This window comes from Microbacterium phycohabitans (assembly GCF_032464935.1).
Lineage (GTDB): Bacteria > Actinomycetota > Actinomycetes > Actinomycetales > Microbacteriaceae > Microbacterium > Microbacterium phycohabitans.
Window position 1 is genome coordinate 774,904 of record NZ_JAWDIT010000002.1, and the last position, 11,291, is coordinate 786,194.

Annotated in this window: 8 protein-coding genes; all 8 read left to right on the plus strand. The window is 72.9% G+C overall.

What is annotated here, in order from left to right; translation table 11 throughout:
• Positions 1-157 precede the first annotated feature (157 nt).
• The 8 genes from RWH44_RS08020 to RWH44_RS08055 all read left to right on the plus strand — a co-directional run bounded on the left by RWH44_RS08020 (position 158) and on the right by RWH44_RS08055 (position 10,905).
• The gene (locus RWH44_RS08020) at positions 158-1,864 is read left to right on the plus strand and encodes an NCS1 family nucleobase:cation symporter-1 (RefSeq protein ID WP_316004163.1); all 1,707 of its coding nucleotides are present in this window, start codon (positions 158-160) and stop codon (positions 1,862-1,864) included.
• Positions 1,861-2,835, plus strand: a complete 975-nt coding sequence (locus RWH44_RS08025; RefSeq protein WP_316004164.1) for an aspartate/glutamate racemase family protein — start codon at positions 1,861-1,863, stop codon at positions 2,833-2,835. The genes RWH44_RS08020 and RWH44_RS08025 overlap by 4 nt, the downstream gene beginning before the upstream one ends.
• A gap of 51 nt (positions 2,836-2,886) precedes the next feature.
• Positions 2,887-4,221: an allantoinase AllB gene (gene allB, locus RWH44_RS08030; protein ID WP_316004165.1), complete on the plus strand. Its 1,335-nt coding sequence runs from the start codon at positions 2,887-2,889 to the stop codon at positions 4,219-4,221.
• Complete coding sequence (locus tag RWH44_RS08035) at positions 4,218-5,405, plus strand: acetamidase/formamidase family protein (protein WP_437127275.1); 1,188 nt, start codon at positions 4,218-4,220, stop codon at positions 5,403-5,405. The genes allB and RWH44_RS08035 overlap by 4 nt, the downstream gene beginning before the upstream one ends.
• Positions 5,406-5,589: 184 nt before the next feature.
• The gene (locus RWH44_RS08040; RefSeq protein ID WP_316004166.1) at positions 5,590-7,170 is read left to right on the plus strand and encodes an AtzH-like domain-containing protein; all 1,581 of its coding nucleotides are present in this window, start codon (positions 5,590-5,592) and stop codon (positions 7,168-7,170) included.
• Positions 7,170-8,402 (plus strand): pyridoxal-phosphate-dependent aminotransferase family protein, encoded by a 1,233-nt coding sequence (locus RWH44_RS08045; protein WP_316004167.1) that lies wholly within the window; start codon positions 7,170-7,172, stop codon positions 8,400-8,402. Before RWH44_RS08040 ends, RWH44_RS08045 begins: the two co-directional genes overlap by 1 nt.
• 109 nt (positions 8,403-8,511) lie before the next feature.
• On the plus strand, positions 8,512-9,795 hold the full coding sequence (locus RWH44_RS08050; protein WP_316004168.1) for an allantoate amidohydrolase: 1,284 nt from the start codon (positions 8,512-8,514) through the stop codon (positions 9,793-9,795).
• Positions 9,796-10,041: 246 nt separating this feature from the next.
• On the plus strand, positions 10,042-10,905 hold the full coding sequence (locus RWH44_RS08055; RefSeq protein ID WP_316004169.1) for a PhzF family phenazine biosynthesis protein: 864 nt from the start codon (positions 10,042-10,044) through the stop codon (positions 10,903-10,905).
• The last annotated feature ends 386 nt before the right edge of the window (positions 10,906-11,291 follow it).

Genomic DNA, 11,291 nt, shown 5'->3' on the forward strand with positions numbered 1-11,291 from the left:
CCCGAGTCTAGGGAGCCTCTCGACGTGAAGGAGCGACTTCACATGCTCGTTACATGAGCGAAACCGGCCGCGCCGTGTGAACCCATAACTTCACATCAGAGCTCCACTCCGGCCGCGGACTCCACGTCGTGGCATCCATCGCCCTGAGAGGAATGACATGACATCGACCCCGCTCACCGGTCCCCACGATCTCGTGGAGGCCGCCGGCCACCCCCACGGGGGCGGCAACATGAAGCCCCACTACGACGACCGCCTCGCCAACGAGGACCTCGCGCCGCTGCGGAAGCAGAAGTGGTCGAGCTACAACATCTTCGCGTTCTGGATGAGCGACGTGCACTCGGTCGGCGGCTACGTCACCGCCGGTTCGCTGTTCGCCCTCGGCCTGCAGTCGTGGCAGGTGCTGGTGGCGCTGATCGTCGGCATCGTCATCGTGCAGGTCTTCGCGAACATGGTCGCCAAGCCCAGCCAGAAGACCGGCGTGCCCTACCCCGTGATCAACCGCGTGGTGTTCGGCATCCGCGGGGCCAACATCCCCGCGATCATCCGCGGCCTCATCGCCATCGCCTGGTACGGCGTGCAGACGTTCCTCGCGGCGGAGTCGCTGAACATCGTGTTCCTGAAGTTCATCCCGGGCTCGGCCGCCCTGCTCGACGTGTCGTTCGCGGGACTGTCGGCACTCGGCTGGATCTCGTACGCGATCCTCTGGACGGCGCAGTTCCTGCTCTTCTGGAACGGCATGGAGGTCATCCGCCGCTTCATCGACTGGGCGGGACCGGCGGTCTACCTCGTGATGATCGTGCTCGCGGTCTACCTCGTGTCGCAGGCCGGCATCCAGAACATCTCGTTCACCCTGTCGACCACGCAGCTGGACTTCTGGGCCTCGATCCCGGTGATGTTCGCCGCGATCGCGCTGGTGGTGTCGTACTTCTCCGGCCCGATGCTGAACTTCGGCGACTTCGCCCGCTACGGCAAGAGCTTCCGCGCGGTGAAGAAGGGCAACTTCTGGGGCCTGCCCGTCAACTTCCTCTTCTTCTCGCTGCTGACCGTCATCACGGCATCCGCCACCGTCCCGGTGTTCGGCGACCTCATCACCGACCCGATCGCGACCGTCGAGCGCATCGACACGCCCTTCGCGATCCTGCTCGGCGGCCTCACGTTCGTCACCGCGACGGTCGGCATCAACATCGTCGCCAACTTCATCTCGCCCGCGTTCGACTTCTCCAACGTCGCTCCGAAGAAGATCTCGTGGCGCGCGGGCGGCATGATCGCCGCCGTCGGCTCGACGTTCCTGATGCCGTGGAACTGGTACTCCAACGCCGACGCCATCCATTACTCGCTCGGCGTGCTGGGTGCGCTGATCGGCCCCCTGTTCGGCATCCTGATCGCCGGGTACTACATCGCCGCCCGCCAGCGCGTGAAGGTCGACGCGATGTTCACGATGGATGCCGCCGGGCCCTACTGGTACCGCAACGGCTTCAACCCGAACGCGGTCAAGGCCGTCATCGCCGCGGGCGTTCCGACGGTCGCGATCGCGATCTTCCCGAAGCTCTTCGCCGACCTGGGCCTGTTCGACGTCTCGGCGATCAGCGACTACAGCTGGTTCATCGGCTGCGGCCTGGGATACGTGCTGTTCCTCCTGTTCGAGCGCCGGGATCCCCGCATCCCCACCTTCGACGGCGAGACGGAGGGCATCTCCGACGGCACGCTCGACCAGACCGACACCGTGGCCGCGCCCGCCTCGGTCGCCTCGCCCCCCGCTCCCGCCGAGGTTCCGGTGCTCGCGATCGAGACCCCGGATGCCGTGCCCGGGGCGGGTCCGCTGCCCCGATCGGCCGGGGGATCCGCGCGGGAGGCGCTCGCGTGAGGATCCTGCTCATCAACCCGAACACCTCCCGGGCGATGACCGCGAAGATCGCGGCCGCCGCCCGGGGGGTGGCCGGGCCCGGCGTCGAGATCGAGGCGGTGTGCCCGACGAACGGGGCCGCCGCGATCGAGAGCCACACCGACGAGATCGCCGCCGCCGCCGCCGTGGTCGAGCTGGTGGTCGCCGACCGCGACGGACCGACCCCGGCCGACGCGTACGTCGTGGCGTGCTTCGGGGATCCGGGACTCGACGCGGCCCGCGAGCTCGTCGCCGCGCCCGTGGTCGGCATCGCCGAGGCGGCGATGCACCTGGCCGCGATCTCGGGGCGGCACTTCGGCGTCGTGACGACGCTCAGCCGCACCCTCGGGCGGGCGCACGACCTCGTCGCCCGGTACGGCATGGAGCGGTCGTGCGTGTCGCTCGCGGCCACCGGCATCCCGGTGCTCGATCTCGAGGACACCGGATCGGAGGCGGTTGCGACGATCGAGCGCCTCAGCGCCGACGCGGCCGCGGGCGGGGCCGACGTGATCGTGCTCGGCTGCGCCGGGATGGCCGACCTGTGCGCCGAGCTGACGGCCCGCGTGGGCGTGCCCGTGGTCGACGGGGTCGCGGCCGCCGTGGGCATGGCATCCGGGATGGTGCGCATGGGCCTCGGTACGAGCAAACGCGACGAGTACGCGCTGCCGCCGCGGGTGCCGGTTGCGGGCGCGGGTTCGGCTTCGGGTGCCTCGGGTGCCCCGGGTGACCCGGGTGCGGGAACGGCGTCTGCGAGGGCGGCTTCGGGAGCTGCGACCGCTTCGAGGTCCGGAACTCTGGGGTTCGGGGCGCGATCCGCCGTTCGGGGCGAGTCTCTCGCGCCCCGAGGTGCGGAATCCGCCCCGAACGGTGCGTCGCGGGCGGCGGGCTCCGCTACGAACGGTGAGGCGCCCGCGGCTCCTCCCCAGACGAGCGATTTCGCGGTGTTCGCGTGAATGTTGATGACGGTTACATTCGCGAAACGCGGGGCCCCTAGCGTGAACGGCATGAGCACTCGGATCGCCGCCCGTCGGGTCTATCTCGACGGCGCCTTCGCGCCCGCCACCGTCGTGATCGACGACGGCCTCATCGTCGCGATCGAGGAGTTCGACGCCGCCGCCGACACCGTCCTGCCGCAAGACGCGACGCTGTTGCCCGGCCTCGTCGACTCCCACGTGCACTTCGACGAGCCCGGCCGCACCGAGTGGGAGGGCTTCGCCACCGGCACCGCGGCCGCCGCGGCGGGCGGGGTCACGACGGTCGTCGACATGCCCCTGAACAGCGTGCCGGTCACCACCACCGTCGAGGCCCTGGGGGCCAAGCGCGCGGCATCCCGCGGAAAGCTCGCCGTCGACGTCGCGTACTGGGGCGGAGCCGTGCCCGAGAACCTCGGGTCGCTGCGTGCGCTCGCCGACGCCGGCGTGGTCGGGTTCAAGTGCTTCCTCTCGCCCAGCGGCATCGACGAGTTCGGCCATCTCGACGCCGACCAGCTCGAGCGCTGCCTCGCCGAGCTCGCGGAGTTCGACGGGCTCCTCATCGTGCACGCCGAAGACCCCGCCCACCTGCACGCCGACGGAGCCCTGGGGCCGCGCTATCGCGACTTCGAGCGGAGCCGGCCCCCGCTCAGCGAGCGTGCCGCGATCGAACGGGTCATCGAGGCCGCCCGTCGCACCGGAGCCCGCGCGCACATCGTGCACGTGTCCGACGGAGGGGCGCTCGACGCCGTGCGGGCGGCGAAGGCCGAGGGCGTGCGCCTGAGCGTCGAGACGTGTCCGCACTACCTCACGCTCGACGCCGAGCGGGTGCCCGACGGCGCGGCCGCCTTCAAGTGCTGCCCGCCCATCCGCGGCGGCGTCAACCGCGACCTGCTCTGGGCGGGGGTCGTCGACGGCACGATCGACGCGATCGTCAGCGACCACTCCCCGGCGACGGTCGATCTGAAGAGCAACCCCGACTTCGGCCTCGCGTGGGGCGGGATCGCGGGTCTGCAGACGGGCCTGTCGGCCGTGCACACCACGGCGCGCGAGCGGGGCCTGGCCTTCGAGACCCTGCTGCCGCTGATGACGACCGGCCCCGCGCGCATCGCCGGGCTCGCCGGTCTCGGCGTCATCGAGCCGGGCGCCCCCGCGCACCTGGTCGCCTTCGCCCCCGACGAGGAGTTCGTCGTGGATGCCGCCCACCTCGAGTACCGCAACCCCGTGTCGCCGTGGCACGGGGCGACGCTGACGGGGGTGGTTCGCGAGACCTGGCTACGCGGAGTCTCGACCTACCGCCGCGGGGCGCCGGTGACCGAGCGCGAGGGGCGCGAGATCCTCCGCGCGACCGCGACGGTGCAGGCGTGAGCGCCGTGACCGAGGCCTCGGGGCCCGTGCCGATCCTGCAGCCCGGTGTCGGCGCGATCCCCGGCGATCACTACGTCGCCGCCACCCCCGCGACGGTGCTGTGGGGGCGCCTCCCGTGCGCGACCGACGCGGCCGTGCTCGAGATCTCCTCGGGCGAGAGCGTCACCTTCGACACGGTCAGCCACGAGGGCATCCTCGACGACCAGGGCAAAGACCCCCGCGCCTACTTCGCGACCCACGGGGTTCCCGCCGAAGAGGTGCTCGACGACGCCGTCGAGATCGCGGCATCCGTCGCCCGAGACCCCTTCGCCGACGGACCGCACGTGGTGGTCGGGCCCGTGCACGTGCGCGGGGCGCACCCCGGTGATCTGCTCAAGATCACCGTCGAGACCCTCGCGCCGCGCGTGCCCTACGGCGTCATCTCGAACCGCCACGGCAAGGGCGCCCTCGTGGGGGAGCTGCCCCGCGGCGAGCACAACGTGAGCGTCTTCGCGGCGGTGTCGGAGCGCGACGGCGTCCTGCACGGCACCCTCCCGATCGTCGACGGTGGCGAGCCGGTGGTGGCCTTCCCGCTGGCGCCGTTCCTGGGCACCATGGGCGTGGCCGTGGCCGCCGAGGAACGGCCGCACTCCGTCCCGCCGGGCCCGAACGGCGGCAACATCGACATCAACCTCCTCGTCGAGGGGACGACCCTCTTCCTGCCGGTGCAGGTCGAGGGAGCGCTCGCCTACGTCGGCGACCCGCATTTCGCGCAGGGCGACGGCGAGGTGGCGCTCACCGCCCTCGAGGCCTCGCTGCGCGCCACGCTGCGCTTCGAGGTGATCCCCGCGGATGCCGCCCGCGCGGCGTTCGGCGAGGTCACGGGCCCGCTGGTGCGCACGCCCGAATACCTCGTGCCGACCGGCATGGATCCCGACCTCGACGCGGCGATGCGCGCGTGCGTGCGTGCCTCCCTGGCGCTCATCGAGGGGCGGTGGGGCATGGCCGAGCACCTCGCCTACGCCTACCTGAGCGCCGCGACCGACTTCGACATCTCCCAGGTGGTCGACATCGTCTCGGGTGTGCACGCGCGAATCCGCGAGGCGGACTTCGCGGGCGTCGCGGCCGTCGAGCCCGAGGCCATGGCATCCGAATCCGCATCCGCATCCGGATCCGCATCCGTCCCCGAGGGAGACACCCCGTGACCCCTGCTCTGGCCGCCGCCCTCGCCCGCGTCGAGGCGCCCGCCCGTCCGGATCCCGACCGCGTGTCCCCGACACGCGTCGCGGCGGGGCGACCGCTCGGCGTGTTCCGGTCGCTCGGCGCACGCCGGTCATTCGACGCACGCCGGTCGCTCGGCGCACGCCGGGCGCGAGGGGAGGAGAAGCGATGACCGAGACCGTCCCCGCCGACCTGCGCGCGGCGTTCGACGCCTACGAGAGCGCGATCGTGACGAACGACCTCGACGCGCTGGATGCGTTCTTCGCTCCCGGGCCCGACACGCTCCGCGGCGACACCGCCGGGCTGCTGGTGGGGCACGACGCGATCAGCGGCTTCCGCGCGCTGCGCGGCGGCGTTCCGCCCCGCGACATCAGCGAGGTGCATTACCGCCCCCTCGGCGACGACGTGGCCCTTCTGATGTCGGTCTCGGCCTTCCGCGGGGGAGGCCGCGGGCTGCAGACGCAGGTGTGGCAGCGGATCGACGGACGCTGGCTCATCACCGCGGCCCACGTCACCCCGCGCACCCCCGCCCTCGACCGCACGATCTGGCGCAGCGTCGGCGATCCCTTCCTCCAGGGCGCCTGGGAGGGCCCGCTCGAAGGACTCACCGTCGCGGTCAAAGACCTCTTCGCCATCGCCGGATTCCGCATCGGTGCGGGCAACCCGACCTACCTCGAACAGGCGCGGCCCGAGAAGGCCACGGCTCCCGCCGTCGCCGACCTGCTGCGGGGTGGGGCGTCGCTGCGCGGCATCGCGCGCACCGACGAGTTCGCCTACTCGATCGCCGGCGACAACGCGCACTACGGCACCCCGCCGAACGGCGCCGTCGTCGGGGCCCTGCCGGGAGGTTCGTCGAGCGGACCGGCCTCCGCCGTCGCCCTCGGCCACGCCGACATCGGCCTCGCGACCGACACGGCCGGTTCCATCCGGGTGCCCGCCTCGTACCAGGGGCTGTGGGGGCTCCGCACGACCCACGACCTCGTGCCGCGCCAGGGCATGCTCCCGCTCGCGCAGTCGTTCGACACGATCGGCTGGCTCACGCGCGACGGCGAGACCCTCGAGCGCGTGGCCGACTGGTGCCTCAGCTACGACGGCTCGGCCTCGACCGAGAACGTCTACGGCGCATCGGGCGCCGACCTCCCCTGGCGTTTCCTCGTGCCCGAGGAGATCCTCGACTGCGTCGACGCCTCGACCCGCGAGGCCTTCTCGAAGCTGCTGGCCGCCCTGGCGGCATCCGACGATCCGCCGCCCTTCCGGGCGGTGCACGCGGGCGACCTGGATGCCGCCTTCACCGCGTTCCGCACGGTGCAAGGCGCCGAGGCGTGGCGCAACGACGGGGAGTGGATGCGCGCGCACCCCGGGGCCGTGGGCGCCGCCGTCGCGGAGCGCTTCCGCGTCGCCGCGCGGATCACCGCCGATCAGGAGCGCGCCGCTCGCGCCGAGCTCGAACCGATCGCCGCCGACCTCGCCGAGCTCGTCGACGACGCCGTGCTGATCTTCCCCACGGTGCCGGGGCCCGCGCCGCAGCGCACCGCCGACGTCGACGCCGTCCGCGCGGCGACTCTGCGCATGACGGCCCCCGCCGCGATCGCCGGGCTCCCCGCCGTGTCGGTGCCGCTGCTGAGCGTGGAGGGGGCGCCGGTCGGCGTCTGCCTCGTGTCGCGCGCGGGCACCGACCTCGCCCTCGTCCGCCTCGCCCGTCGTCTGGCCGCCCTCGCCGCCGTCCCGCCCCACCCCACGGAGTCCTGATGTCCCACCTCCCCGGCCCGATCGACCCGCCCGCGCGCCTGCTCATGGGCCCCGGGCCCATCTCGGCCTACCCGAGCGTGCTGCGCGCGATGGGCGCCCCGCTCGTCGGGCAGTACGACCCGTTCATGACCGCGACGATGACCGAGACGCAGGAGCTGTACCGCCGGGTCTGGGGCACCGACAACGACGCGACCCTCCTCGTCGACGGCACGAGCCGTGCAGGCATCGAGGCCGCCATGGTCTCGCTCATCCGCCCCGGCGACCGCGTGCTCGTGCCCGTGTTCGGGCGTTTCGGGCACCTCCTCGCCGAGATCGCCGAGCGCGCCCTCGCCGACGTGCACACGATCGAGGTGCCCTGGGGACAGGTGTTCCCGGTCTCGGCGATCCGCGAGGCGATCGCGCGCGTGAAGCCGCACCTCGTCGCGTGCGTGCAAGGCGACACCTCCACCACGATGCTCCAGCCGCTGGAGGAGATCGGCGAGATCTGCCGCGCCCACGGCGCCCTGTTCTACACCGACGCGACGGCCTCGCTCGGCGGGAACCCGTTCGAGATGGACGCCTGGGGGCTCGATGCCGCGACCGCGGGCCTGCAGAAGTGCCTCGGCGGGCCCTCCGGCTCGGCGCCGATCAGCCTGTCCGACCGCGCCGTCGAGGTGGTGCGCTCGCGCGCCCGCGTCGAGGCCGGCATCCGCGAGGAGGGCGACGCCTCGGCATCCGACTTCATCCGTTCGAACTACTTCGATCTCGCGATGATCCTCGACTACTGGGGACCGCGGCGCCTGAACCACCACACCGAGGCGACCACGATGCTCTACGGCGCGCGCGAGTGCGCGCGCGTGCTGCTGCTCGAGGGCCGGGATGCCGTGATCGAACGACACCGGCTGCACGGCGACGCGATGCTCGCGGGCGTCGAGGGCCTCGGCCTCACGGTCTTCGGCGATGTCGCGCACAAGATGACCAACGTCGTCGCGGTGGAGATCCCCGAGGGGGTGGTCGGCGACGCGGTGCGCGCGGAGCTGCTCGGCGACTTCGGCATCGAGATCGGCACCTCGTTCGGTCCCCTGCACGGCCGCGTCTGGCGGATCGGGACGATGGGGTACAACGCCCGGAAGGATGCCGTGCTCACCACGCTCGCGGCGCTCGAGGCGGTGCTGCGCCGTCACGGCGCCGCGGTGGCCGCGGGCGGGGGAGTGGAGGCGGCGCAGGGCGTGTACGCCGGAGCCGGATCGTGACCGCCGCCGCACGCGTCCCCGCCGCGGGGGCAGCCGCCGGTCCGGTGCTCGCCGCCGTTTCCGCCGCGCCCGTCGGCACCTGCGGTCCCGCCGAGCGGCGAGGCCCCGCATGACCCTCGCGACGCGCCTGCAGGTCGCTCCGGAGCGCCTCGCGGCCGCGGCCCGCCGCGTGATGGGCCGCTGCGAGGAGCTCGCCCGCGTCACGGCGACCCCCGGGAGCATCACGCGCGTCTACCTCTCGCCCGAGCACGCCCGGGTCAACCGCCTCGCCGCCGAGTGGATGCGCGAGCTCGGCATGACGACCCGGCAGGATGCCGCCGGCAACCAGGTCGGGCGGCTCGCCCCGACCGGCGCCCTCGACGCGCCCGCGCTGCTCCTCGGCTCGCACCTCGACACGGTTCCCGACGCTGGACGCTTCGACGGCATCGTCGGGGTGCTGATGGCGCTCGAGGTCGTCCGGCTGTTGCGCGACGTCGACGCCGAGGGGGCGGCATCCAGTCCCTTCCCGTTCGCGCTCGAGGTCATCGCGTTCAGCGACGAGGAGGGCACGCGGTTCGGCAAGGCCCTGCTGGGGTCGTCGGCGGTGGCCGGGCAGTGGGATGCCGCCTGGTGGGACCTCGCCGACGCCGACGGCACCACGCTGCGAGAGGCCTTCCGCGAGTTCGGCCTCGATCCCGGTCGTATCGGCGAGGCAGCCCGCCGACCCGACGAACTCGTCGCCTACCTCGAGGCGCACATCGAGCAGGGGCCCGAGCTGCACCGCAGCGGGCAGGCGCTCGCCGCGGTGTCGTCGATCGCGTCGGCCCGGCGCTTCCAGCTCGTCGTCGAGGGGGAGGCCCGGCACGCCGGCGGCACGCCCTACGACATGCGGCGCGACGCGCTGCTCGGCGCGAGCGAGGCCGCCCTCGCCGTCGAACGCATCTGCCGCGGCGAGCACCACATCATCGGCACGGTCGGCCAGCTCGAGGCCTTCCCGGGCGCCGTGAACGTCGTGCCGGGGGAGGCGCACTTCTCGCTCGACCTGCGCGGCGAGTTCGACGACACGCGCGACCACACCTGGGACGAGATCTCGAACGAGCTCGATGCGATCATGGGGCGCCGCGGCCTGCGCTGGCACGCCCGCGAGGTGCACAGCGCCCCCGCGGTGTTCTGCGCGCCGCTGCTGCAGGACGTCGTGCGCGCGGGCATCGGGGGCGAAGCGCCCACGCTGTTCAGCCGCGCCGGACACGACGCGATGTCGATCGGCGCGATCACCGGCGTCGGCATGCTCTTCCTCCGCAACCCCGACGGCATCAGCCACCACCCCGACGAGGCGGTGACCGGCGCCGACGTGGCGGCGGGGCTTCGCGCTCTCGCCGAGGCTGTGCTGCACCTGGGCGCGGAGGTGCGCTGAGCGGGCGGACGCGCCGATAGTGCGGGAGTGCGGGCGCTCCGGTGCCGCGTGCACGGTGGCGGGCGGGAACGCCGACACCCGTCCTCGCGGCGGGGCTGCCCGGCGTGTCGGGGTCGGGGCCCGCGGTCGTGCACGCCGGTCGGACGCAGCGGGCAATGCGGCCACGGCTGCCGGGGTGCGAGTGAGGGGCCACTCGCGGCGAAGTGGCCCGCACCTCTCCCATCGAGGTTCGGCGAGGATGGTGCCATGACCGAGACTCCCGGCATCCTGCAGCTGCTCGCCTTCGCCGCCGAACCCGGCGGCGGCAATCCGGCCGGAGTGGTCCTGGATGCCACGGCCCTCGACGAGGCGCGGATGCAGCGCATCGCGGCCGACCTGGGCCACCCCGAGACGGCCTTCGTGGGTCGCCGCGACGGCCGTCGCGCGGCGGTGCGCTACTTCTCGCCCGGGGCCGAGGTCCCCTTCTGCGGGCACGCCACCATCGCCACGGCGGTCGCGCTCGCCGAGGCGGAGGGCACCGGCCCCTTCACGTTCGACACCGCGGCCGGCGTCGTCGAGGTCTCGACCGACCGCGACGCCGAGGGGCGCATCCGTGCCGGGTTCACCAGCGTCGAGCCATACACGATCGACCTCGAACCCGACGTCGCCGACCGACTCCTCGGCATCCTGGGCCTTCGCCGCGCCGATCTCGACGAGCGGATGCCGTTCGCCCAGACCTTCGCCGGCAACCTGCACCCGGTGGTCGCGATCGCGTCGCGCGAGGTGTTTGACGCCTTCACGTTCGACCCCGCACGGCTGCGGACGCTCATGGACGAGCGCGGATGGAAGGGAACCGTCATCACCGTGCACGTCGCGGGCGACCTCGCCGACGGCCTCGTCGCGGAGGCCCGCAACCTCTTCCCGGTCGGCGACATCACCGAAGACCCCGCCACCGGCTCCGCTGCCGGTTCGCTCGGCGCCTACCTGCGCGAACGTATCGGTGTACCCGCGCCGTTCGCCTTCACCGTGCGGCAGGGTCGCCACATCGGGCGGCCGAGCGTGCTCGAGGTCGAGGTTCCGGCATCCGGTGGCATCCGGGTCTCCGGAACGGCTGTGCCCCTGGAGGGCTGAGCCTGGCGCGCCGGGCATGTCCCACTTGTGGACGGTTGAGCCTGGCCGCACCGGCCATATGTGGGACATGCACCAGCCATGGGTGGGACGAGGGTGCGGCCCCCCGCTGACGCTTGCGCCTGTCGTCTGCGCTCCGCTCGCCGCCTGCGCTCCGCCCGCAGCCTGCGCTCCGCCTGCCGCGCCGGGCATGTCCCACTTATGGTCGGTTCAGTCCGCGTGCACCGGCCATATGTGGGACATGCACCAGCCGTAAGTGGGACGAGGGTGCGCCCGCCCCGCCTGCCGCCTGCGCCTCGCTTGCCGCCTGCGCTCCGCCCACCTCCTGTGCCCCGCCCGCCACGCCGGGCATGTCCCACTTCTGGTCGGTTGAGCCTGGCCGCACCGGC